This is a genomic window from Stenotrophomonas sp. SRS1, from assembly GCF_026130205.1.
GTDB classification, from domain to species: Bacteria; Pseudomonadota; Gammaproteobacteria; order Xanthomonadales; family Xanthomonadaceae; genus Stenotrophomonas; species Stenotrophomonas rhizophila_B.
Map to the genome: position 1 here is coordinate 1 of NZ_JAINFD010000003.1, position 23,697 is coordinate 23,697.

General features: G+C 66.2%; 19 protein-coding genes and 1 pseudogene. 19 read left to right on the forward strand and 1 reads right to left on the reverse strand.

Translation table 11 applies throughout. From position 1 onward, the window contains the following. The 17 genes and pseudogenes from K4043_RS10695 to K4043_RS10775 form a co-directional block, all read left to right on the forward strand. On the forward strand, positions 1-259 hold a 259-nt coding region (locus K4043_RS10695; protein WP_265309325.1), incomplete at its 5' end, for an integrase core domain-containing protein. Positions 260-443: 184 nt separating this feature from the next. Beyond that, positions 444-1,943 carry a GGDEF domain-containing protein gene (locus K4043_RS10700; protein ID WP_123728766.1) on the forward strand — a complete coding sequence of 500 codons (1,500 nt, stop codon included), beginning with the start codon at positions 444-446 and terminating at the stop codon, positions 1,941-1,943. Positions 1,944-2,076: 133 nt separating this feature from the next. Next, positions 2,077-2,805, forward strand: coding sequence for a UMP kinase (pyrH, locus tag K4043_RS10705; RefSeq protein WP_123728765.1), 729 nt, complete (start codon positions 2,077-2,079; stop codon positions 2,803-2,805). 98 nt (positions 2,806-2,903) lie between these two features. Further along, positions 2,904-3,461 carry a ribosome recycling factor gene (frr, locus tag K4043_RS10710; protein ID WP_123728764.1) on the forward strand — a complete coding sequence of 186 codons (558 nt, stop codon included), beginning with the start codon at positions 2,904-2,906 and terminating at the stop codon, positions 3,459-3,461. Positions 3,462-3,502: 41 nt separating this feature from the next. Continuing rightward, entirely contained in the window at positions 3,503-4,237 is a 735-nt protein-coding gene (gene uppS / locus K4043_RS10715; protein WP_123729699.1) for a polyprenyl diphosphate synthase, read from the forward strand. Continuing rightward, complete coding sequence (locus K4043_RS10720; protein ID WP_123728763.1) at positions 4,234-5,058, forward strand: phosphatidate cytidylyltransferase; 825 nt, start codon at positions 4,234-4,236, stop codon at positions 5,056-5,058. Before uppS ends, K4043_RS10720 begins: the two co-directional genes overlap by 4 nt. A gap of 2 nt (positions 5,059-5,060) precedes the next feature. Beyond that, on the forward strand, positions 5,061-6,251 hold the full coding sequence (locus K4043_RS10725; protein WP_265309326.1) for a 1-deoxy-D-xylulose-5-phosphate reductoisomerase: 1,191 nt from the start codon (positions 5,061-5,063) through the stop codon (positions 6,249-6,251). Between the two features lie 34 nt (positions 6,252-6,285). Then, positions 6,286-7,644 (forward strand): RIP metalloprotease RseP, encoded by a 1,359-nt coding sequence (gene rseP / locus K4043_RS10730; protein WP_265309327.1) that lies wholly within the window; start codon positions 6,286-6,288, stop codon positions 7,642-7,644. A 73-nt stretch (positions 7,645-7,717) separates the two neighbouring features. Further along, positions 7,718-10,141, forward strand: coding sequence for an outer membrane protein assembly factor BamA (bamA, locus tag K4043_RS10735; protein ID WP_184997041.1), 2,424 nt, complete (start codon positions 7,718-7,720; stop codon positions 10,139-10,141). A gap of 507 nt (positions 10,142-10,648) precedes the next feature. After that, entirely contained in the window at positions 10,649-11,671 is a 1,023-nt protein-coding gene (gene lpxD / locus K4043_RS10740) for a UDP-3-O-(3-hydroxymyristoyl)glucosamine N-acyltransferase (RefSeq protein WP_265309328.1), read from the forward strand. Next, positions 11,668-12,123, forward strand: coding sequence for a 3-hydroxyacyl-ACP dehydratase FabZ (gene fabZ, locus K4043_RS10745; protein WP_265309329.1), 456 nt, complete (start codon positions 11,668-11,670; stop codon positions 12,121-12,123). The genes lpxD and fabZ overlap by 4 nt, the downstream gene beginning before the upstream one ends. Before the next feature lie 19 nt (positions 12,124-12,142). Then, the gene (gene lpxA / locus K4043_RS10750; protein WP_265309330.1) at positions 12,143-12,934 is read left to right on the forward strand and encodes an acyl-ACP--UDP-N-acetylglucosamine O-acyltransferase; all 792 of its coding nucleotides are present in this window, start codon (positions 12,143-12,145) and stop codon (positions 12,932-12,934) included. Between the two features lie 104 nt (positions 12,935-13,038). Next, positions 13,039-14,211 (forward strand): annotated as a pseudogene (gene lpxB, locus K4043_RS10755) (lipid-A-disaccharide synthase); the annotation flags it as partial. Then, positions 14,208-14,870 carry a ribonuclease HII gene (locus K4043_RS10760; protein ID WP_265309331.1) on the forward strand — a complete coding sequence of 221 codons (663 nt, stop codon included), beginning with the start codon at positions 14,208-14,210 and terminating at the stop codon, positions 14,868-14,870. The pseudogene lpxB and the gene K4043_RS10760, both read left to right, overlap by 4 nt. 577 nt (positions 14,871-15,447) lie before the next feature. Beyond that, positions 15,448-19,029, forward strand: a complete 3,582-nt coding sequence (gene dnaE, locus K4043_RS10765; protein WP_123728754.1) for a DNA polymerase III subunit alpha — start codon at positions 15,448-15,450, stop codon at positions 19,027-19,029. Positions 19,030-19,060: 31 nt separating this feature from the next. After that, positions 19,061-19,933 carry a hypothetical protein gene (locus K4043_RS10770; RefSeq protein ID WP_265309332.1) on the forward strand — a complete coding sequence of 291 codons (873 nt, stop codon included), beginning with the start codon at positions 19,061-19,063 and terminating at the stop codon, positions 19,931-19,933. A gap of 113 nt (positions 19,934-20,046) precedes the next feature. Beyond that, entirely contained in the window at positions 20,047-21,006 is a 960-nt protein-coding gene (locus K4043_RS10775) for an acetyl-CoA carboxylase carboxyltransferase subunit alpha (protein ID WP_123728752.1), read from the forward strand. Between the two features lie 53 nt (positions 21,007-21,059). Here K4043_RS10775 and K4043_RS10780 read toward each other — a convergent pair whose 3' ends face one another. Beyond that, the gene (locus K4043_RS10780) at positions 21,060-21,515 is read right to left on the reverse strand and encodes a CopD family protein (RefSeq protein ID WP_259260134.1); all 456 of its coding nucleotides are present in this window, start codon (positions 21,513-21,515) and stop codon (positions 21,060-21,062) included. Between the two features lie 160 nt (positions 21,516-21,675). On the opposite strand from K4043_RS10780, the gene K4043_RS10785 reads away from it, so the two are divergent. After that, positions 21,676-22,272, forward strand: coding sequence for a class I SAM-dependent methyltransferase (locus K4043_RS10785; RefSeq protein WP_265309333.1), 597 nt, complete (start codon positions 21,676-21,678; stop codon positions 22,270-22,272). 57 nt (positions 22,273-22,329) lie between these two features. Beyond that, complete coding sequence (phaZ, locus tag K4043_RS10790) at positions 22,330-23,685, forward strand: polyhydroxyalkanoate depolymerase (RefSeq protein WP_259260133.1); 1,356 nt, start codon at positions 22,330-22,332, stop codon at positions 23,683-23,685. Positions 23,686-23,697: the final 12 nt, after the last annotated feature.

Here is a 23,697-nt window from a genome sequence, read left to right on the forward strand (position 1 = left end):
GGACTACTACCAAAAGATCCACGCCAAGCACGGCGTGACCTGCTCGATGACTGACGGCTACGACTGCTACCAGAATGCGCTGGCCGAACGGGTGAATGGGATCTTGAAAGGCGAATTCCTGCTGTATCGGCCTCGAGACCTGGCGCAGGCGCGCCAGATGGTGGCCGAATCGGTAGAGATCTATAACGCCGAGCGGCCACATCTGTCCCTTAAAATGCAGACGCCCGATGCGGTGCATCGGGCGTCTCTGGCCGCCTAGCGGCGGCTGGATCATCCGCCACAGGTGTCAACCTATGGCAGGACGGGTCAGTCCGTTGGTTTTGCTTTGTGTGCCGGATCAGGGCAATACTTCCAAACCGATCTGCCGCGTCAACGCAAGAAATCAGGGACAAAACTGTGATCCACCTCAGGTATTCTTGCCCGAACATATTGAAAACCCCGCCATGCCTCCCGAGCTGACAGCCGCCCTGGCGCTCTGCCGCAACCTGCCTTCCCCGCCCGGTATTGCCCTGCGCATCATCGAACTGGCGCAGGACCCGGAAGCGGACATCACCACCGCCGCCGACATCATCGCCATCGACATGGCGCTGAGTGCCCGCATGCTGCGTATCGCCAATTCGCCGCTGTATGCCAGCCGCCGACGCATCGAAAACCTCGGCCAGGCACTGACCATGCTTGGCCTCAACGCGACCGTGACGCTCGCGCTGGGTTTCACCGTGACCCAGGGACTGACCGCCGCCGGCGATGGCCAGGACCTGCGCGAGCGCGCCTGGCGCCGCAGCATTCTCAGCGCACTGGCCGCCAGCCTGCTCGGCCAGGCCCGCGGCCTGCGCAAGGCCGAAGAGCTGATGCTGGCCGGCCTGCTGCAGGACATCGGCATCCTCGCCCTCGCCCAGACCCAACCGGACACGTACCTGCCTTTGCTGCGCCAGGCCACTGACAACGACGCCCTGGTGGCGCTGGAGCGTGAACACCTGCAGTGCACGCATGCCGATGTCGGCGCATGGATCACCGAAGAGTGGGGCCTGCCGCGCTACCTGGTGGACAGCATCGCGCGCAGTGAATCGCCGGTTGATGGCGAGGACAGCTTCCAGAGCTGCGTCGCCCTGTCCGGCGCCGTGGCCGATATCTGGCTCAGCGCCGATGCCGACGCCGCGCGCGAACACGCGCTGCAGCAGGTGCACGACACGCTTGGGCTGGACAGTGCCCAGTTCGACCAGGTGCTGACCCGGATCGGTGAATCCCTGCCGGACATCAGCGCCCTGTTCGAGACCCCGCTGTTCTCGCCCTCGCGCGTCCAGCAGCTGATCGATCACGCACAGGAACTGGCGACCCTGCGCAACCTGCGCGAGGTGCAGGACGCGGCCCTGGCCCGCCAGCGTGCCGATGAGTTCGAGGCGCGTGCCAACCGGCTGGCCGAACAGGCCCACCGCGACGCCCTCACCGGCGTGCTCAACCGCCGCCAGCTGGAAGCCGTGCTCGAGCAGGAATTCCTGCGCGCCACCCGGCATGGCTGGCCGCTGTCGGTGGCCTTCATCGATCTGGATGACTTCAAGAAGATCAACGACGCGCACGGCCATCTGATGGGCGACCAGGTCCTGCGCATGTTCGCCAGCAAGCTGCAGGAACAGCTGCGCAACAGCGACACCGTGGCCCGCTTCGGCGGCGAGGAATTCATCGCGCTGCTGCCCAACACCACCGAGCCGGTGGCGCTGGAAGTGGTGCGCCGGGTACTGGCCAACATCGTCAACACCCCGATGGCCGAAGTGCCCAGCGGTCCCCTGTTCGTGACCTTCTCGGCCGGTGTGGCGACCCAGGGCGGCTACGAGCGTTTCGCCGATGTTCAGGACCTGCTGAAGGCCGCCGACGACGTGCTGTACCGTTCCAAGAACCTGGGCCGCAACCGCGTCATCGCACGCTCGCCGGGGACTGCGCCGGCCTGATCCCCTGCCCCGGTGGTGCGCCCTTGCCGCCTTGGCTCGAGGCCACCATTTGCCGCAGTGCAGCAGATTTATGCTGCCCGATGACCCGGCTTCCAGTAGAATCCGGGCGTTTTCCACGCACCCAGAGATCGCCATGTCAAAGCTCGCCTATCGCCGCATCCTGTTGAAAGTTTCCGGGGAGGCGCTGATGGGAGACGAGGACTACGGCATCGACCCCAAGGTCATCCACCGTCTCGCCCGTGAGGTGATGGAAGCGCAGGCTGCCGGTGCCGAAGTGGCGCTGGTGATCGGCGGCGGCAACATCTTCCGCGGCGCCGGTCTGGCCGCCGGCGGCATGGACCGGGTCACCGGCGACCAGATGGGCATGCTGGCCACCGTGATCAATGCGCTGGCCATGCAGGACGCCCTGGAGAAGCTGGGCGCCAAGGCCCGCGTGATGAGCGCCATCAAGATCAACGACGTCTGCGAGGATTACATCCGTCGCCGCGCGATCCGCCATCTGGAAAAAGGCCGTCTGGTCATCTTTGCCGCCGGCGTCGGCAGCCCGTTCTTCACCACCGATTCCGGCGCCGCCCTGCGCGCGATCGAAATCGGCGCGGACCTGCTGCTGAAGGCCACCAAGGTCGACGGCGTGTACGACAAGGATCCGAACAAGTACAGCGATGCGGTCCGTTTCGACAGCCTGACCTACGACGAAGTCATCCGCCGCGGTCTGGAAGTGATGGACACCGCCGCCTTCGCCCTGGCCCGTGACAGCGATCTGCCGCTGCGCGTGTTCGACATGGGCCAGCCGGGCGAACTGCTCAAGATCCTGCACGGCGACAACATCGGCACCCTGGTGCAGGGCCGCGACAACAGCTGAGCCTGAGCGCAGGCCCACGCCTGCGCCCTGAACGGCCCGGCGAAGACCCTTCTTCGCCTATAATCGCCCGATTCCCAGTGACATCCAGGATTCGGGCGATGCTCAACGAAATCAAGCAGGACGCGCAGACGCGCATGGCAAAGAGCATCGATGCTCTGAAGCACACCCTCACCTCCATCCGCACCGGCCGTGCTTCCCCGGCCCTGCTGGATCGCATCACCGTCAAGGCCTACGGCACCGACACCCCCCTGAACCAGGTCGCCTCGATCAGCGTTTCCGAAGGCCATTCGCTGGTCATCACGCTGTTCGACAAGGGCATGATCAAGGACGTCGAGAAGGCGATCTACGCCTCCGACCTCGGCCTGACCCCGAACGTGGCCGGCACCGTCATCCGCCTGAACCTGCCGCCGCCGACCGAAGAGCGCCGCAAGGAGCTGGGCAAGCAGGTGCAGAAGGAAGGCGAAGGCGCCAAGATCGCCATCCGCAACATCCGCCAGGACGCCAACAAGGCGATCGCCAGCCTGATCAAGGACAAGGCGATCAGCGAAGACGACAAGAAGCGCGGCGAAGACGACATCCAGAAGCTGACCGACAAGTCCATCAAGGACGTCGATAGTGTTGTCGCCGAGAAAGAAAAGGAACTGATGGCAGTCTGAGCCCTATGTCCCAGGCCCCGACCAGCAGTTCTGCCGCGCCCATGCCGCGCCACGTTGCCATCATCATGGATGGCAACGGGCGTTGGGCGCAGAAGCGTCGTCGCCCGCGCGTGATCGGCCATCGTGCCGGCGCGCGCGCGGTCAACCGCACCATCGATTTCTGCCTCGACCACGGCATCGCCGCGCTGACCCTGTTCGCCTTCTCCAGTGAAAACTGGGGCCGGCCGACCGATGAGGTCGACGCGCTGATGAAGCTGTTCCTCAATGCACTCGACCGCGAAGTGGACGAGCTGCATCGCCGTGGCGTGCGCGTACGCTTCATCGGCGAGCGTGAGCGCTTCGGCGCCGGGCTGGTCAGCCGCATGCAACTGGCCGAACAACGCACCGCCGGCAACCGTGCGATGACCCTGAGCATCGCCGCCAGCTACGGCGGTCGCCAGGACATCGCCCGTGCCGCGCGCGAGCTCGCCGCCGAGGTCGCGGCCGGTCGCCTGCTCCCCGAGCAGATCGACGAAGCAATGCTCAGCAGCCGGGTGGCGCTGGCCGACCTGCCGCCCCCGGACCTGTTCATCCGCACCGGCGGCGATACCCGCATCAGCAATTTCCTGCTGTGGCAGCTGGCTTACACCGAACTGTGGTTCACCGACGTACTGTGGCCCGAGTTCGATGCCGCCGTCCTGCAGGAGGCGATCGACGCCTACGCCGCGCGTGAACGCCGTTTCGGCCTGACCAGCGCCCAGATCGCCGCCTTGGCCACCGAGACCTCTTCCCCATGACCAAGACCCGAGTCATCGCCGCGCTGATTATGGCGCCGGTCGCCATCCTCGCCATCCTCATGCTGCCGACCCAGTGGCTGGCCGCCGCCGCCGCCGCCGTGTTCCTGATCGGGCTGTGGGAATGGCTGAAGCTGGCCGACGTCGAAGACACCCTCGCCCGCACCGTCCTGCTGGTGCTGAACCTGGTGCTGATGGTGCTGATCGTGTGGGCCGATGCGGGCTCGCTGGTGCTGTACCAGATCGCCGCGCTGGTCGGCATCGGGTGGTGGTTGCTGGCACTGCTGTGGCTGCGCTTCTTCAACTTCGGCGCCAGCCCGAGCAGCCCGGCGCGTGCGCTCAAGCTGCTGGCCGGCACGCTGGCGATCGTTCCGGCCTGGGCCTCGCTGGTGCTCATCCATGCCAGCGGTGACAACGGCCACCTGTGGCTGCTGACCGCGCTGGCCGTGGTCTGGGCCGCCGATTCGGGCGCCTACTTCGCCGGCCGCACCTTCGGCCGCACCAAGCTGGCCCCGCGCATCAGTCCCAACAAGACCTGGGAAGGCCTGGGCGGCGGCATGGTCGCCGGCCTGATCGTGGCGCTGGGCTTCGGCTGGCTGGCCGGCATCGACAGCGGTCATCTGGTTGGCCTGGTCATCACCGCCGTGGTCACCGTGTTCGCTTCGGTGCTGGGCGATCTGTACGAAAGCCTGATCAAGCGTCACGCCGGTGCCAAGGACTCGGGGCACATCATCCCCGGCCATGGCGGCGTGCTGGATCGCATTGACGGCGTGCTTGCCGCCCTGCCGGTGTTCGCACTCGGCAAGGAAATCTTCGGGTTCTAACCATGTCCAGCGCTTCCGCCCCCCGCCAGGTCGCCGTGTTCGGCGCCACCGGTTCCATCGGCGCATCCGCGCTGGATGTGATCGCGCGTCATCCGGACCGCTACCAGGTCACCGTGCTGGCGGCTGGCCGCCAGGTCGATGCACTGGTCGCGCTGTGCGCCGCGCACCGGCCGGCCCATGCGGTGATCGCCGACGCAGCGCTGTACGCCGCTCTGCGCGACGGTCTGCGTGACGCCGGCCTGGCCACCCAGGCCCACGCCGGCGCCGCGGCGCTGGATCAGCTGGCCGCCAGCGACGCGTGCGACACGCTCGTCGCGGCCATCGTCGGCGCGGCCGGGCTGTCCTCGACCCTGGCCGCCGCCGCCGCCGGCAAGCGCATCCTGTTGGCCAACAAGGAATCGCTGGTGCTCGCCGGCGAACTGCTGATGCGCCAGGCCGCTGCCGCCGGTGCCGAGATCATCCCGATCGACAGCGAGCACAGCGCGATCTTCCAGTGCCTGCGCTCGCGCGATGCCAGCCTGGACGGCGCCGGTGTACGCCGGATCATCCTGACCGCCTCGGGCGGTCCGTTCCGTGGCCGCAGCCGCGAGCAGCTTGCCCAGGTCACCCCGGCCCAGGCTGTTGCCCACCCGAAGTGGTCCATGGGCCCGAAGATCTCAGTCGATTCGGCGACGTTGATGAACAAAGGCCTGGAAGTGATCGAGGCCCACCACCTGTTCAACGTGCCCGGCGAGCGCATCGACGTGCTCGTCCACCCCCAGAGCCTGGTGCATTCGCTGGTCGAGTTCGTCGACGGCTCGACCCTGGCCCAGATGGGCCTGCCGGACATGCGTACCACCCTGGCCGTGGGCCTGGGCTGGCCGCAGCGGATCGAATCGGGGGTCGGCGGGCTGGACCTGCTCACCCAGGGTCGGCTGGATTTCGAAGCACCGGACACCGAGGCTTTCCCGTGTCTGACGCTCGCCTGGCAGGCCATGGCGGCCGGCGGCACGGCCCCGGCGATCCTCAATGCGGCCAATGAAGTCGCTGTTTCAGCGTTTCTTCAGGGGCGGGCAGCTTTCCTTGCCATTCCCGCGCTGGTCGCTAACGCTCTGTCAACACTGTCGACCGAGTCCGCCGATACACTGGAGGGCCTGCTGACCGCCGATCAGCGCGCCCGCCAGATCACCCAAGCCGCCATCGACCACGCCTGAATGCCCGACACGTCCTTTAACAGCGCTGATCACCATGGGTGATTTCATCGGATCCGTCTGGTGGATGATCGTCAGCCTTGGCGTGCTGGTGACCTTCCACGAATTCGGTCATTACTGGGTCGCCCGCCGTTGCGGGGTCAAGGTGCTGCGCTTCTCTGTCGGGTTCGGCAAGCCGCTGTGGTCGCGCCGCAACCGCGCCGGCACGGAATTCGCGATCGCCGCCATCCCGCTCGGCGGCTACGTGAAGATGCTGGACGAGCGCGAGGTGGAGGTGCACCCGGCCGAGCGCGGCCAGGCCTTCAACCACAAGACCGTCTGGCAGCGTATCGCCGTGGTGGCCGCCGGTCCGGCCGCCAACCTGATCCTGTGCATCGCCCTGCTGTGGGCGATGTTCGTGATCGGCAAACAGGATTATTCGGCCACCATCGGCCGTACCACCGGCATGGCCCAGACGTCCGGGCTGCAGGCCGGCGACCGCGTGGTGAAGGTCGACGGCCGCAGCGTGGCCACCGCCGGTGAGGCCAGCATGGCGCTGACCACCGCAGCCATGGACCGCCAGGACGCGAAGGTCGAGGTGCTGGATGGCCTGGATCAGCCCCGCACCCGCACCGTGCCGCTGTCGCAGCTGCCCGCTGGCTTCGACGAGCGCCGTGTACCGCAGCTGGCCGGCCTGAGCTGGCAGTTCTGGCTGCAGCCGGCCCTGGTGGACAAAGTGCTGCCCGATGGCGCCGCCCAGGGCGTCCTGGTGCCGGGTGACCTGATCGTGGCCGTGGACGGCCAGCGGATCGAAGGCGCCGACCAGGTGCCGGCCCAGATCGCCGCATTGGGCCAGCGCGGCGGCCCCGGGATGATCGACGTCCTGCGCGGCGGCGAACGGCTGGCGCTGGAAATCACCCCGCGCCAGGGCGTGGATGGCCGCGGCCAGGCCACTTGGCAGATTGGCATCGGATTCCCGGAGACCCATGCCCCGGCGTATGACGCCGAACTCAAGTTCGGGCCGTTTGCGGCAGTCCCGGTCGCCCTGCGTGAAACCGCCCGCATGGCCGGCGATTCGCTGGGCATGATGCGACGCATCGTCACCGGCAATGCCTCGCTGCAGAACATTTCCGGGCCGGTCACGATCGCCCGGGTCGCCAATGTCTCGGCCAAGCGCGGCCTGGACTGGTTCCTGTATTTCCTGGCGTTGCTGTCCCTGAGCCTGTGCATCATCAACCTGTTGCCCATCCCCATCTTGGACGGCGGGCACCTGCTGTATTACCTTATCGAGTTGGTCAAGGGCAGCCCGCTGAGCGAGCGTGCCATGGCCGCCGGACAGTATGTCGGCCTGGCCCTGCTGGCCGGACTGATGGGATTGGCGTTCTACAACGACATCCTCGGTCTGGTCCCGCGATGAACTTTTATCCTTTTGTCGTCGTCTTATGCGCCGGCATCCCGCAATGTTGAAATCGACTCCAACCGGACGTGACATGACGCGACTCCCCAATCGCCGCCTGCTGGCCCTCGCACTCGTTGCCGGTTTCGGCGCGCCCGCCCTGGCGCAGGCAGCCGAGCCCTTCACCGTCAGCGACATCCGCGTGGATGGTCTGCAGCGCATCACCTCCGGTACCGTGTTCACCTACCTGCCGGTGGAACGTGGCGACACCATCACCGACAACAAGGTCGGTGAAACCATCCGTGCGCTGTACAAGACCGGCTTCTTCGAAGACGTCCAGCTGGACCGCCAGGGCGACATCCTCGTGGTCACGGTCAAGGAACGCCCGGCGATCAACAAGTTGACCGTCACCGGCAACAAGGACATCAAGAGCGACCAGCTCCTCAAGGGCCTGAGCGACATCGGCCTGACCGAGGGCGGCACCTTCGATCGCCTGAGCCTGGACCGCGTGACGCAGGAACTGCGCCGCCAGTACAACGACCGTGGCAAATACAACGTGGACATCACCCCGACGGTGAGTCCGCTGGACCGCAACCGCGTGGACATCGCCATCGCGATCAAGGAAGGCAAGGCCGCCAAGATCCAGCACGTCAACCTGGTCGGTACCGAGAAGTTCGCCTCCGAAGACATCCTGGAAACCTGGGAATCGAAGGAGCACAACTGGGCCTCGTGGTACCGCCGCGATGACCAGTACTCCAAGGAAAAGCTGTCCGGCGATCTGGAAAAGCTGAACTCCTGGTACCTGGACCGCGGCTACGTGGATTTCAGCATCGATTCCACCCAGGTCTCGATCAGCCCCGACAAGCGCGACATGTTCATCACCGCCGGCGTGACCGAGGGTGAGCAGTACAAGATCTCCGAGATCAAGGTCACCGGCGACACCATCCTCCCGCAGGAAGATGTCGAGCGCATGGTGATCCAGAAGTCCGGCGATACGTTCTCGCGTGCGCTGCTGGAATTCAGCTCGGACCAGATCACCAATTCGCTGTCCAACATCGGTTACGCCTTCGCCAAGGTGAACCCGATTCCGACCAGCAACCGTGCCGACCGCACGGTGTCCATCAACATGCAGGTCGTTCCCGGTCCGCGCGTGTCGGTGCGCCGCATCACCTTCAAGGGCAACACCCGCACCTCCGACGAAGTGCTGCGTCGTGAAATGCGCCAGTTCGAGAACAGCTGGTACTCGCAGGCCGCGATCGACCGTTCCAAGATCCGTCTGCAGCGCCTGGGCTACTTCGAATCGGTCGACGTGGAAACGCCGCCGGTCACCGGCAGCAACGATCTGGTCGACGTGGTCTACAACGTCAAGGAAACCACCTCGGGCAGCTTCGTGTTCGGCCTGGGCTATTCGCAGTCCTACGGCATGACCACGTCGGTGCAGCTGTCGCAGAACAACTTCCTGGGCGGCGGCAACCGCGTGTCGGTCGAAGCCTCGCGCAGCAGCTACCTGCAGCGTTATGGCTTCAGCTACACCAACCCGTACTTCACCGATGACGGCGTCTCGCTGGGCTACAACCTGTCCTGGCGCGAGCTGGATTACTCCGACTTCAACACCGCGCAGTACAACAGCACCAACGGTGCCGCGCAGGTGGTGTTCGGCGTGCCGATCACCGAGAACGACACCGTCTCGCTGATGGTGGGCATCGACAGCAACCAGATCACCACCTACCAGGGCTCGACCCCGCAGGCGATCATCGATTACATCAACGCCGTCGGCCAGCGCACGTTCCACTCCTGGCGCAGCGAGCTGGGCTGGGCGCGCGATACCCGTAACGACTACTTCATGCCGACCCGCGGTACCTACCAGCGCGTCGGCCTGGAAACCACGCTGCCGGGTTCGACCGTCGAGTACTACAAGCTGAACTACCAGTTCTCCAAGTACTGGCCGATCATCCCGCAGCTGGTCATCAACACCCGCGCCGAAATCGGCTACGGCGACAGCTACGGCAAGGACGTGACGCGCGACCTCTGCTACACCGCGCCCTCGAACGCCAATCCGAATCCGACCCAGACCATCGACTGCAACCCGGCCTCGTCGGATTACATCAAGACCGTCACCGCCACGGGCCTGCCGTTCTACGAGAACTTCTACGCCGGTGGTACCAACTCGGTGCGTGGTTTCGAAGACAACACCCTGGGCCCGCGTTCGGAACCGACCCTGAGCTACAACCGCGGCCAGCCGCTGGGTGGCTCGCTCAAGACCGTCGGTTCGGTCGAAGCCTACTTCCCGCGCCTGTTCGACAGCCCGTCGGCCCGTATCTCGGCCTTCGTGGACTTCGGCAACGTGTACACCGGCGTGAGCAACTTCAAGGCCAACGAACTGCGCGTGTCCACCGGTGTGGCCCTGTTGTGGCGCGCCCCGGTCGGCCCGATCTCGATCAGCTACGCCTTCCCGCTCAAGAAGGAAGATGGCGACGAAGTCGAGCGTCTGCAATTCACCTTTGGCGGTCAGTTCTGACGAACTGCTTCGCAGTTCGTCCGCGCATTCCACCTCATCCCCGCGCCTTCGGCGCGCCCCCTTCAACAGAAGGGGGCTCTCCACCAGACGCGGTACGCATTCGCCGGGCATTGCCCGGCGTTTTCGTTTTGGGGGTGTGCCCGATCGTTGCTCAATACCGATTTGGGGTGGGACCGCTCCTTAGTCCGTGCCGATTTTGGTAGGTATCGACCGTTGGTTGGCACGAACGTCCGGGATCAACGAGAGCCGGCCAGCGGCCGACACTACCCTGCCGCGCTCGCATGACACTGTCGGGGGTCGTGGCGGGTGGCCCTGGCCAGGACCGTTGGTCCGCATGGATGCGGCCCACGAGCCCCCAAGGATGGGTTTACGGCGCGTCCTGGCCAGGGCTGCCCGTCATGACCCCGCGCGATGGCAACCGAAGCGCCACGCCGCAACAAACCGACCAAGACACCCAAAACCCCCGCCCCGCATGACCGTTTCGGCATCACACGGTAAACTCCCCCGGTGAACACTCCTACCTATACCGCCCAGCAACTCGCCGAGCAGTTTGGCCTGCAGGTCCATGGTGATGGCAGCACCGCCATCCATGGCGTGGCTACGCTCGCCCATGCCGGCCCCGGCCAGCTCACCTTCCTGGCCAACCCGCGCTACCGCGCGCAGCTGGCCGACAGCCAGGCCGCCATCGTCGTGCTGCGCGCCGAGGATGCCGAGGCCGCGCCCGGCGCCGCCCTGGTCGCCAGGGACCCGTACACCACCTTCGCCAAGATCGCCGCCCTGTTCGACATCGCGCCGCCGCGCGCGCCGGGCATCCACCCCAGTGCCTGCATCGATCCCGAGGCCCAGGTCGCCGCCAGCGCCCACATCGGCCCGTTCGTCACCGTGGGCGCGCGCAGCGTCGTCGGCGAGAACTGCATGATCGGCCCGGGCAGCATCATCGGCGAAGACTGCACCCTGGACACCGGCTGCGAACTGATCGCCCGCGTGACCCTGGTCACCCGCGTCAAGCTCGGCAAGCGCGTGCGCGTGCACCCCGGCGCCGTGCTCGGTGCCGACGGCTTCGGCCTGGCGATGGATGCCGGCCACTGGATCAAGGTGCCCCAGCTCGGCGGCGTGCGCATCGGCGACGATTGCGAGATCGGCGCCAACACCTGCGTCGACCGTGGCGCGCTGGAAGACACCGTGCTCGACAACGACGTGCGCCTGGACAACCTGGTCCAGATCGCGCACAACGTCCAGATCGGCGCGCACTCGGCCATCGCCGGCTGCACCGGCATCGCCGGCAGCGCGAAGATCGGCCGTTACTGCCTGCTCGGCGGGCATGTCGGCGTGGTCGGCCACCTGGAAATCTGCGACAAGGTCGTCATCACCGGCAAATCGGTGGTGCGCAACTCCATCCATGAGCCGGGCGAATACTCGTCCGGCACCCCGTTGACCGACAACCGCACGTGGCGCAAGAACGCCGCGCGCTTCAAGCAGCTCGATTCGCTCGCCCGGCGCATCCTGTCTGTGAGCAAGGAGAAGGAATGAGCACCACCGAAAAGCTGCCGGACATCAACCAGATCAAAGCGTTGATCCCGCACCGTTACCCGTTCCTGCTGGTCGACAAGGTCGTCTCTATCGACTACGAAAACCGCCGGATCGTGGCCAACAAGAACGTGAGCGTCAACGAGCCCTTCTTCCAGGGGCACTTCCCCGGCCAGCCGATCATGCCCGGCGTGCTGATCATCGAAGCCATGGCCCAGGCCGGTGGCGTGCTGACCCAGCTCACCCTGGGCCGCGACGCGCAGTCCAAGCTGTTCTACATGGTCAAGGTGGACAAGGCCCGCTTCACCAAGCAGGTCGTCCCCGGCGACGTGCTGGAGATGCACGTGGAGATCAAGCGCGTGATCCGCAACATGGCGGTGTACGACTGCGTGGCCAAGGTCGACGGCGAAGTCGTCGCCTGCGCCGAAGTGCTGTGCGCCGGCACCCGCGAATGACCCAGGCAGGAGACCTGCAATGAGCGACAACGCCCCTCTCATCCACCCCACCGCGGTCATCGACCCGTCGGCGAAGCTGGCTGCGGATGTGCGCGTCGGTGCGTTCTGCCTGATCGGTGCGGACGTGGAGATCGGTGCCGGGACCGAGGTTGGTCCGCACTGCTCGATCCATGGCCCGACCCGCATCGGCCGCAACAACCGCTTCATCGGCCACGCCGCGATCGGTGGCGAACCGCAGGACAAGAAGTACAAGGCCGAACGCACGGAACTGGTGATCGGCGATGACAACGTCATCCGCGAATTCGTCACCATCAACCGCGGCACCGCCGGTGGCGGCGGCATCACCACGGTCGGCAACGACAACTGGATGCTGGCCTACACCCACGTGGCGCATGACTGCCACGTCGGCAACCACTGCGTGTTCTCCAACAACACCACGCTGGCCGGCCACGTCACCGTGGGCGACTACGTGATCATCAGCGGCTTCGCCGGTGCCCATCAGTTCTGCCGGATCGGTGCGCATGCCTTCCTCGGCATGGGCGCACTGACCAATGGCGACGTTCCGCCGTTCACCATGGTCGGCAGCGAATCGCTGGGCCGCCCCCGCGGCATCAACAGCGAAGGCCTCAAGCGCCGTGGCTTCGATGCCGAACGCATCGCCAGCATCAAGCGCGCTTACCGCACCCTGTACGTGGCCGGCCTGCCGCTGGCCGAAGCCAAGGTGCAGCTGGCCGAACAGGCCAGCCACAGCGCCGACGTGAAGGACCTGCTGGACTTCATCGAAAGCGCCGAGAGGCCCTTGCTGCGATGACGGGTCAAGGCGGGCACACCCCGGGCCTCACGACCGCCGAGATCATCCCGCTCGCTGCGATGGCGACCAGCGTTGAGCAGACGCTGGCCGTGCGCACCTCCGAGCGCCCGGTACGGATCGCCCTGGTCGCCGGTGAAGCCTCCGGTGACCTGCTCGGCGCGGGCCTGGTCCGCGAACTGCGCCTGCGCTTCCCGAACGCCGAGTTCGCCGGCATTGGCGGCGACGCCATGCGCAGCGCCGGCTGCCAGACCTGGTTCGACGCCAGCGAACTGGCGGTGATGGGCCTGACCGAAATCCTGCGCCACCTGCCGCGCCTGCTCAAGCTGCGCCGCGAGTTCCGCGCGCGTGCACTGGAGTGGCAGCCGGACGTGTTCATCGGCATCGACGCGCCCGATTTCAACCTCGGCGTCGAGCGCTGGCTGAAGGAGCGCGGCATCCGCACCGTCCACTACGTCAGCCCCTCGGTGTGGGCCTGGCGCGAAAAGCGTGCCGAGAAGATCGGGGCCAGCGCCGACCTCGTGCTGTGCCTGTTCCCGATGGAACCGCCGATCTACGCCAAGCACGGCATCGACGCCCGCTTCGTCGGCCACCCGATGGCCGATGACATCCCCCTGCACAACGACCGCGAACAGGCGCGTGCCGAGCTCGGCCTGCCCTCCAACGCGAAGGTGCTGGCGGTACTGCCGGGTAGTCGTCTGGGTGAAATCAGCAAGCTCGGCGAACCGTTCTTTGAAGCAGCCTGGCAGGTCTCCGAACGCATCCCCGGCCTGCACGTGGTGGTTCCGGCCGCCAACGCCGCCTGCCGCAGCCTGATCAGCGAGCAACTCTCCGCCTCGGCGTTGCCGGTGGCGCATTCGCACCTGCTTGACGGCAACGCGCGCAACGCGATGATCGCCGCCGACGTGGTCGTGCTCGCCTCCGGCACTGCCACGCTGGAGACGATGCTGGTCAAACGCCCGATGGTGGTCGGCTACCGCGTGGCCGAGCTCACCTACCGCATCGTGAAGGCGCTGGGGCTGCTCAAGGTCGACCGTTTCGCGCTGCCCAACATCCTGGCCGGCAAGGACCTTGCTCCGGAACTGATGCAGCACGACTGCACCCCGGACAAACTGGCCGCCGCCATCCTGCAGTGGTTCGACCACCCCCAGCGCGTGACCGACCTGCAGGACACGTACGAGCGCCTGCACGTGCAGCTGCGTCGCGACGCCTCGGCGCGCGCTGCCGACGCCGTCACCGAGCTGCTCGAACGCAGCGCCAACCGCGACCGCACCGCATGAGCCGCCGCCACGCCGCAGCCGCGTCCCTGGCCCTGTTCGACGGCGCCACCCTGGCCACCGTCGCCCCGCGCTACGTGGCCGGCGTGGATGAAGCCGGACGCGGCCCGCTGGCCGGCCCGGTCGCCGTCGCCGCCGTGGTGTTCTGCCCCGACCGACCGCGCCTCAACGGCCTGGACGACTCCAAGCAGCTCACCGCGTCCCGCCGCGACCAGCTCTACGACAAGATCCTCGACCGCGCCCTGGCCTGGCACGTGGTGATGGTGGACGTCGGCGACATCGACGCCCTCAACATCTACCAGGCCACGATGCTCGGCATGCGCCGCGCCGTCGAAGGCGTCGCCCACGTCGCCCAGTTCGCCCGCATCGACGGCAACGTCGTCCCCAAAGGCCTGCCCTGCCCGGCCCAGGCCCTGATCGGCGGCGACGCCCTCGACCGCGCCATCATGGCCGCCTCGATCCTCGCCAAAGTCAGCCGCGACCGCTTCATGCAGACCCTGCACGAGGCCCACCCCGAGTACGGCTTCGACCAGCACAAAGGCTACGGCACCCCCGCCCACCTCGCCGCCCTGCGCAGCCACGGCCCCTGCCCCCAGCACCGCCGCAGCTTCGCCCCCGTCCGCGCGTGCCTGGAACCCGACCCCAGCAGCCTTCCCGCCTGAGCGCAGCAACGGCTGGGCGCCGCCCGGCACGGCATGACACCCCTCAGCACACGGCGATTGTCAGCTCGTCCGCATCAACGATGTCGAAAGCTTGGCGGTTGCTCGCTCCCGTGTATCAGATGTCTCTCGAAGGATGACGGTTGCCTGCCTCTGCGCACCAGCACCCTCTCGAAGGATCGGCTGTTGCTCACCCCAACGAACCGGCTATCTGTCGAAGGAGCGCTGTCGCCTGCCCCAACGCACCGGCCATCTGTCGAAGGGGTGGCGGGGGTAGAGGCGCGGGACCATCAGGCAGCATGGATGCTGCCTACGAGCTTACACGGACGTATTCACAGCGCGTCCCGCGACTCTGCCCCCGCCGCCCCAGCCCGCAGCACCACCGAGCCCACCGCTCCTGCACTTGCCTCTCCTGCACTTGCCTCTCCTGCACGTGCCCCACCAGCGCCAAGCCCCGCAATCGCTGCAACCGCAAGAAACCTGAACCCCACCGCCAACCCGCGCCCCCGCAACACCCCTGTCAAGCCTTGTTAGCGAACACCGCCACCGCTACCCTGACCGGGCATCACATTGGTTCGGCATGTCCACTTCCCGTTTCGTACATCTCCACGTCCACACCGAATTTTCGCTGGCGGATTCGACCATCCGTGTCCCGGCGAAGCCGGATCAGGCTGACCCGAAAAAAGCAAAGCAGGCCAACCTGCTCAGCCGCGCGGTCGAACTGAAGCTGCCTGCACTGGCAGTGACGGATCTCAACAACCTGTTCGCGCTGGTCAAGTTCTACAAAGCCGCCGAAACCGTGGGCATCAAACCCATCGCCGGCGCGGACATCATGATCGCCGAAGAAGGCATGACGCCCTGGCGCATGACCCTGCTCTGCCGCGACCGCGAAGGCTACCTCAGCCTCTCCAGGCTGCTGACCCGCGCCTGGATGGAAGGCCATCGCCCTGAAGGCGGCGTCGCCGTGCACCCGGACTGGCTCAAAGCCGGCTGCCACAACCTGTTCGCACTGGCCGGCCGCGACAGCCTCGCCGGCCGCCTCGCCGGCGACGGCCGCCACGATCTGGCCGAGCAACAGCTCGCCGACTGGCAGCGCGTGTTCGGGGACGGCCTGCACCTGGAGCTGACCCGCACCGGCCGCGATGGCGAAGAAGCCTTCAACCAGTTTGCGCTGCAGGCCGCCGGCCAGCGTGGCCTGCCGGTGATCGCCAGCAACGATGTGCGCTTCCTGCAGCCGGAAGACTTCAGCGCCCACGAAGCGCGCGTCTGCATTTCCTCCGGCCGCGTGCTGGACGATCCCAAACGCCCGCGCGATTACAGCGACCAGCAGTACCTCAAATCCGCCGAGGACATGTGCGCGCTGTTCGCCGACATTCCCGACGCGATCGACAACACCCTGGCGCTGGCCGAACGCTGCAACATCGAGATGCGGCTGGGCACCTACTTCCTGCCCAACTATCCGGTCCCCGAAGAGGAAACCCTCGACAGCTGGATCTGCAGCGAATCGCGCAAGGGCCTGGAAGCACGTCTCGAAAAGAATCCGCTGGCGCCGGGCAAGACCCGCGCCGACTATTTCGAGCGCCTCGAATTCGAACTGGCCACCATCATCAAGATGGGCTTCCCCGGCTACTTCCTGATCGTGGCCGACTTCATCCAGTGGGGAAAGAACCAGGGCATTCCGATCGGCCCCGGCCGCGGTTCCGGTGCCGGCTCGCTGGTGGCCTGGGCGCTGCAGATCACCGATCTGGATCCGATCCCGTACAACCTGCTGTTCGAACGGTTCCTCAACCCCGAACGCGTGTCGATGCCCGACTTCGACATCGACTTCTGCATGGACCGCCGCGACGAAGTCATCGACTACGTCGCGCGTAAATACGGTCGCGACCGCGTCAGCCAGATCATCACCTACGGCACCATGGCGGCCAAGGCCGTGGTGCGCGACTCCGGTCGCGTGCTCGGCTTCCCGTACGGCCTGGTCGACGGCGTCTCCAAGCTGATCCCCAACATCCTGGGCATCTCGCTCAAGGATGCGATGGGCGAAGGCAAGGATTCGGAAATGGCCTCGCCGGAGCTGATCCAGCGCTACCAGAACGAAGACGATGTCCGCGACCTGATCGACCTGGCGCGCCAGCTCGAAGACCTCACCCGCAACGCCGGCAAGCACGCCGGTGGCGTGGTGATCGCACCGGAACCGCTGGCCGAATTCTGCCCGCTGTTCGCCGAACATGACGAAGGCGGCAGGGGCCGCAACCCGGTCACCCAGTTCGACAAGAACGACGTCGAAGAAATCGGCCTGGTGAAGTTCGACTTCCTCGGCCTGCGCACGCTGACGATCATTGACTGGGCGGTCAAGGCGATCAACAAGCGCCATGAGCGCGCCGGCATTCCGCCGGTGGACATCACCGCGCTGCCGCTGGATGACGTCCCCACGTACAAGGACATCTTCGCCAACGGCAATACCGGCGCGGTGTTCCAGTTCGAATCCTCGGGCATGCGCCGCCTGCTGAAAGACGCGCGTCCTGACCGCTTCGAAGATCTCATCGCGCTGGTGTCGCTGTACCGCCCCGGCCCGATGGACCTGATTCCCTCCTTCAACGCGCGCAAGCACGGGCAGGAAGAAATCATCTACCCCGATCCGCGCACCGAAGCGATCCTGAAAGACACCTACGGCATCATGGTGTACCAGGAGCAGGTGATGCAGATGGCGCAGATCGTCGGCGGTTACTCGCTCGGCGGCGCCGATCTGCTGCGCCGCGCGATGGGCAAGAAGGTGCCGGCCGAAATGGCCAAGCACCGCGAGATTTTCCGTGAAGGTGCGGCCAAGGACGGTGTCGTCGAAGCCAAGGCCGACGCGATCTTCGACCTGATGGAGAAGTTCGCCGGCTACGGCTTCAACAAGTCGCACGCCGCCGCCTACGCACTGGTGAGTTACCAGACCGCCTGGCTCAAGCGTCATTACCCGGCCGAGTTCATGGCCGCGACGCTGTCCTCGGACATGGACAACACCGACAAGGTGGTCGGCTTCCTCGCCGAAGTTCGCAACCTCGGCCTGACCGTGCTGCCGCCCCGCGTGAACGAATCGGCGTACATGTTCGAAGCCTCCAGCGCCGACACCATCGTGTACGGCCTGGGCGCGATCAAGGGTGTCGGCCAGGGCGCCTGCGAAGCGATCGTGGAAGAGCGCCAGCGTGGCGGCCGCTATGCGTCGCTGCTGGATTTCTGCATGCGCGCCGAATCGGGCAAGCTCAACCGCCGCACGCTGGAAGCGATGATCAACTGCGGCGCGATGGACGGGCTCGGCAAGAACCGCGCCTCGCTGATGCTGCAGCTGCCCGAAGTGCTCAAAGCCACCGACCAGATGGCGCGCGAGAAGGCCTCCGGGCAGAACTCGCTGTTCGGCGCACCCGATCCGGTCAGCACCGCGATGCAGCTGGAACTGCCCGAAGCCAAAGAGTGGGCGCTGGGCCAGTTGCTGGACGGCGAGCGCGAAACGCTGGGCTTCTACCTCAGTGGCCACCCGTTCGATCCCTACGCCGATGACGTCAAGGAACTGGTCGGTACCGACCTGGGCAAGCTGGAAAAACTGATCCCGCCGGCACGCCCGAGCAAGGACGGCGAGAAGCGCGCCTGGCGCCAGGAAACGCCGGTGATCCTGGCCGGCCTGGTGGTCGGCGTACGCCGCAAGGGCGAAAGCCAGATCTTCATGCAGCTCGAAGACGGCAAGGGCCGCGTGGAATGCAGCGCCTTCACCGATGGCCTGGCCGAGTTCGGTCACCTGATGACCAAGGACCGCATCCTGGTGGTCAAGGGCGGCCTGCGCGAAGACGAGTTCAACGGCGGCTATGCGCTGCGCATCCGCCAGGTCTGGGATTACGAAGACATCTGCGCCAACTACGCCACGCGGCTGTCGCTGCGGGTGGACCTGCGCCAGGACGGTGGGGTGTGGAACCGCGTCAACACCCTGCTCGACCGGCATCGCCCCGGCCGCACACCGCTGCGCCTGGACCTGCTGCTTGGCTCGGAACAGGGCCCGGTGGCCGGCATGCTCGATGTCGCCGGTGACATCGCCGTGCGCGTGGACAGCCACCTGGTCGACGCACTGCGCGCCGATCCTGCGGTCCGCACGGTGAAAGTGCGTTACAGCCCGCCCTGGGCGAACTGATTTTTTTCTGTTGCAACACAGGTATTTTGTTTTGATCAAGCGTTTTGCCGTGCTGCTGAGTGCAGCCGTCGCCATCACCGGCTGTTCCAGCCCCGCCCAGACCTTCGAGATCGACAACCCGGGCGCGACGCCGCTGACCCTGCGCATCGATGGCAATGAACTGCCGATCGCCGCGCACGCCTCGCGCCCGGTCAAGCTCAAGCCCGGTGAACATCATCTGCAGACCGAACAGCTCGGCGATGTGCGTTTCATCGTCTACGCCAGCGGCAAGGGTGGGTTGATCAACCCGACCTTGGCCGAGTACGTGATCGCCAACGAGATCTACGTCACCGGTGAAGACAAGCTGCAGCATTTCGGCAGCCTGAAGAACCAGATCGAGCTGGGCGGCGTGACGTTCGAAGGGCCGTACCAGACCACCCATGACCTGTTCATCGACCAGGCCTGGAGCTTCGGCGTCCGCGAGCCGTTCCCGGAGGTCCAGACCGTGGCCCATGTGGACGCCAGCGGCGGCCGGATCAACGCCAAGATCTTCACCGCCCCGGATTTCATCGCCTACGTCGAAGCAGGCATGGGCCAGCCCGGTGCCTACGCACGCCAGCAGCCCAAGGGCTACGTGGCCCCCGCCTACACGCTGGACGCGGCCCCGACCGCCCTGCCGCCGCTGGATCCAGCCTTCGAGGTCCATGCCGGCCCGCTGCGCGAGCTGTACACCCGCTACCTGCACGCCACCTCTGCCGATGCGCAGCTGCAGCTCCAGCAGGAGGCCTTCCAGGCGCAGATGGCGTTCACCGCAGCGACCGCCCGACTGGGCTCGGGCCTGCCCAAGGAGGCCAACGAGGGCTACAACACCTTCGTGAAGACCCGCAGCACGCTGATGGGCAGCGCGGCGCTGGTCGTCCCCTGACCTGACTGGCGCCCCTGGCCCTGCTGCGCTACCGTCGGTTTCCAGACGTCGGCGTACGGGGCTTTTCGGCGCATTCGGCTACACTTTCCCTCTTTTCTTCACGACGGTTTCCGATGAATCCGAACTACCTCGACTTCGAGCAACCCATCGCTGATCTGGAGGCGAAGATCCAGGAACTGCGCAGCGCCAGCGCCGGACCTGCGGTCAATGTCGAGGCCGAGGTGCATGCCCTGCGGGACAAGCTGCGGGTGCGCACCGCGCAGATCTTCCGCAACCTGACCTCCTGGCAGGTGCTGCAGCTGGCCCGGCATCCGTCCCGCCCGTACACCGAGGACTACATCCGCATCATCTGCGATGAGTTCCAGGAACTGGCCGGCGACCGCGCGTTCGCCGACGACAAGGCGATCATCGGCGGCCTGGCCCGCATCGGTGGCCGCTCGGTGATGCTGATCGGCCATCAGAAGGGCCGCGACACCAAGGAAAAGATCAAGCGCAACTTCGGCATGCCCAAGCCGGAGGGCTACCGCAAGGCGCTGCGCCTGATGAAGATGGCCGAGCGTTTCGGCCTGCCGGTGCTGACCCTGATCGACACTGCCGGCGCCTGGCCGGGCATCGACGCCGAATCACGCGGCCAGTCCGAAGCGATCGCACGCAACCTGATGGAAATGGCCGAACTGAAGGTGCCGGTGGTCTGCACCGTGATCGGTGAAGGCGGCTCGGGTGGCGCACTGGCCCTGGGCGTGGGCGACCGCACCGTGATGCTGGAGTACAGCGTGTACTCGACCATCAGCCCGGAAGGCTGCGCCTCGATCCTGTGGAAGGACCCGGCCAAGGCCAAGGACGCCGCCGAACAGCTCGGCCTGACCGCCCCGCGCCTGAAGGGCCTGGGCCTGGTGGACAAGGTGGTGCGTGAGCCGACCGGTGGGGCCCACCGCAACCCGAACCAGATGGCCAAACGCCTCAAGGCCGTGCTGCTCAACGAGCTGGACGTGCTGGAGAAGCTGCCGGTCGATGAGCTGCTGCAGAAGCGTTACGAGCGCCTGCGCAGCTACGGGACCTACGAAGTGGCCTGATCAGGCTGCAGTGCAGACGAAAAAGCCGGACGCGCAAGCGCCCGGCTTTTTTTTCAGAACGGCTTGGCGATCACCAGCCAGACCACGCCGATGAACAGCACCAGCGGCAGTTCGTTGAACCAGCGCAGCGCGCGCGAGGACGGCAACGGCTTGCCGCGTACCGCGCCCTTCAACAGGCGCCCGGTCCACGAGTAATACACCAGCAGCAGCACCACCAGGCCGAGCTTGGCATGCAGCCAGCCCGCCGCACCGGGCGCGACCATGGTCGGGAAATCGGGAATCACGCGGTAGCCCAGCCACAGCACCACGCCCAGGATCAACGCGAGGCCGAACATCATGTGGCCGAACTTGTACAGGCGCAGGCCCATCAGCTGCAGCCGCTCGGTCACCGGCAGCTGGCCGGCCGTCTCGCTGAGGTTGACCAGGATCCGGGGCAGATAGAACACCGCCGCCATCCACGCCACCACGAACAACAGGTGGAAGGTCTTGACCCAGTAGTAGGACTGCATGTGCTTGCTCCGGCGGCTGGCATGGGGTGGCCGCCATTCTCGCATGCCCGGTAGAGCCACCAATGGGGGGCTGACGCGACCCATCGCCACACCTCCACTACGCATCCGCGCGCGCCACGCCGTACGATAAGCGCCGCTTTCACCCACGTGCACATCTTCCATGGACAAAACCTACGACGCCGCCTACTTCCAGCGCTGGTACCAGCCTGACCAGACCGGTGGCGCCGCGCGCCTGGCGCGCAAGGTGGCGCTTGCGGTGGCCAGTGCCGAGTACTACCTGGAACGCCCGATCGGCAGCGTGCTGGACATCGGCTGTGGCGAAGGCGCCTGGCGCGCCCCGCTGCTCAAGCTGCGCCCGCGCGTGCAGTACCTGGGCTTCGACAGCAGCGATTACGCCGTGCACCGCTACGGCCGCAGCCGCAACCTGCACCCGGCCAAGGTCGGCGATTTCGCCTGGCTGCGTCCGTGCGCACCGGTCGATCTGCTGATCTGCTCGGACGTGATGCACTACGTGCCCAGCCGCGAGCTTCGCCCGGCGCTGGAAGGCTTTGCCGAACTGACCGCCGGCGTGGCCTTCCTGGAGGCATTCACCGCCGAGGATGACTTCGATGGCGACCACGAAGGCTTCCAGCCGCGCCCGGCGCGCTGGTACCGCAGCCAGCTCAAGCGGGTCGGCTTCACCGGCTTGGGCTCGCACTGCTGGCTGTCGCCCGCACTGGCAGGTCACGCGGCTGCACTGGAACGTGGCGCGCCCTGAGTCTCGATAACAATTGAGACAGCACCCGCATTAACGCGCCCGCGCGACGGGTGCGCTATGCTGCGCGGCAACATAAGACCATACATATTGGACGTCATGCTATATCAGCTGCATGAGTTGACCCGCAACCTGCTCGCCCCGTGGGTGCACCAGGCCCAGGCCAACGCGAAGTTCTTCGCCAATCAAGGTCATTGGTGGTCACAGATGCCCGGCGCGGATCGCCTGGCCGCTGTGAACGAGCTGTTCCACCGCATCGGCAAGGATTACGAGAAGCCCGAATGGGGCATCAATGAAATCGACGTCGAGGGCGAGCGCGTGCCGATCGTCGTCCACGAAGAGATCAGCAAGCCATTCTGCAAACTGCTGCGCTTCAAGCGCCACAGCAATGAAGCCGACCAGCTGCACACCATGCTCAACCAGCCGTTCGTGCTGGTGGTGGCGCCGTTGTCCGGCCACCACGCCACGCTGCTGCGCGATACCGTGCGCACCCTGCTGCGCGATCACCGCGTGTACGTGACCGACTGGGTCGATGCGCGGATGGTGCCGGGCAGCGAAGGCGAGTTCGGGCTGGATGACTACATCGCCTACGTGCAGGAATTCATCCGCCACCTCGGTGCGGAGAAGCTGCACGTGATCAGCGTCTGCCAGCCGACCGTGCCGGTGCTTGCCGCCGTCTCGCTGATGGCCAGCCGTGGCGAAACCACGCCGCGGTCGCTGGTGATGATGGGCGGACCGATCGATGCGCGCTGCAGCCCGACCGCGGTCAACAATCTGGCCACGCAGAACCCGATGTCGTGGTTCGAGAACAATGTCATCCACACCGTGCCGGCCACCTTCCCCGGCGCCGGCCGCCGCGTGTACCCCGGCTTCCTGCAGCACGCCGGGTTCCTGTCGATGAACCCGAGCCGCCACTTCAGTTCGCACTGGGATTTCTATGCCGACCTGGTCAAGGGCGACATGGAAGATGCCGACGCGCACCGTCGTTTCTATGACGAGTACAACGCGGTGCTCGACATGCCGGCCAAGTACTACCTGGACACGATCCGCGTGGTCTTCCAGGAGTTCCTGCTGCCGCGCGGCGAGTGGTACGTGCAGGGTGAACGCGTGGATCCCAGCGCGATCACCGGCACCGCACTGCTGAGCATCGAAGGCGAGCTGGACGATATCGCCGGCCTCGGCCAGACCGAAGCGGCGCAGGACCTGTGCACCGGCATTCCGGCCGCGCATCGCGAGCATTTCATCGTCGAAGGCGCCGGCCACTACGGCATCTTCAGCGGCCGCCGCTGGCGCGAAACCGTCTATCCGAAGGTGCGTGATTTCTTCGCGGCCCATGCGCAGACCGTGGCCAGCAAGCCGAAGAAGGCCGCAAAGATCGCGAGCAACGTGACGCCGTTGCGCCGTAAAGCGGGCTGACGAGCGCTTGGC

What these genes read in the sequence shown, in the direction of transcription:
- K4043_RS10785 (WP_265309333.1), top strand. Translation starts at nt 21,676, where the DNA reads ATGGACAAAACCTACGACGCCGCCTACTTCCAGCGCTGGTACCAGCCT.
- lpxA (WP_265309330.1), top strand. Translation starts at nt 12,143, where the DNA reads ATGAGCGACAACGCCCCTCTCATCCACCCCACCGCGGTCATCGACCCG.
- dnaE (WP_123728754.1), top strand. Translation starts at nt 15,448, where the DNA reads ATGTCCACTTCCCGTTTCGTACATCTCCACGTCCACACCGAATTTTCG.
- phaZ (WP_259260133.1), top strand. Translation starts at nt 22,330, where the DNA reads ATGCTGCGCGGCAACATAAGACCATACATATTGGACGTCATGCTATAT.
- rseP (WP_265309327.1), top strand. Translation starts at nt 6,286, where the DNA reads ATGGGTGATTTCATCGGATCCGTCTGGTGGATGATCGTCAGCCTTGGC.
- K4043_RS10720 (WP_123728763.1), top strand. Translation starts at nt 4,234, where the DNA reads ATGACCAAGACCCGAGTCATCGCCGCGCTGATTATGGCGCCGGTCGCC.
- K4043_RS10725 (WP_265309326.1), top strand. Translation starts at nt 5,061, where the DNA reads ATGTCCAGCGCTTCCGCCCCCCGCCAGGTCGCCGTGTTCGGCGCCACC.
- bamA (WP_184997041.1), top strand. Translation starts at nt 7,718, where the DNA reads ATGACGCGACTCCCCAATCGCCGCCTGCTGGCCCTCGCACTCGTTGCC.
- K4043_RS10700 (WP_123728766.1), top strand. Translation starts at nt 444, where the DNA reads ATGCCTCCCGAGCTGACAGCCGCCCTGGCGCTCTGCCGCAACCTGCCT.
- uppS (WP_123729699.1), top strand. Translation starts at nt 3,503, where the DNA reads ATGCCGCGCCACGTTGCCATCATCATGGATGGCAACGGGCGTTGGGCG.
- K4043_RS10760 (WP_265309331.1), top strand. Translation starts at nt 14,208, where the DNA reads ATGAGCCGCCGCCACGCCGCAGCCGCGTCCCTGGCCCTGTTCGACGGC.
- pyrH (WP_123728765.1), top strand. Translation starts at nt 2,077, where the DNA reads ATGTCAAAGCTCGCCTATCGCCGCATCCTGTTGAAAGTTTCCGGGGAG.
- frr (WP_123728764.1), top strand. Translation starts at nt 2,904, where the DNA reads ATGCTCAACGAAATCAAGCAGGACGCGCAGACGCGCATGGCAAAGAGC.
- fabZ (WP_265309329.1), top strand. Translation starts at nt 11,668, where the DNA reads ATGAGCACCACCGAAAAGCTGCCGGACATCAACCAGATCAAAGCGTTG.
- K4043_RS10780 (WP_259260134.1), bottom strand. Translation starts at nt 21,515, where the DNA reads ATGCAGTCCTACTACTGGGTCAAGACCTTCCACCTGTTGTTCGTGGTG.
- K4043_RS10775 (WP_123728752.1), top strand. Translation starts at nt 20,047, where the DNA reads ATGAATCCGAACTACCTCGACTTCGAGCAACCCATCGCTGATCTGGAG.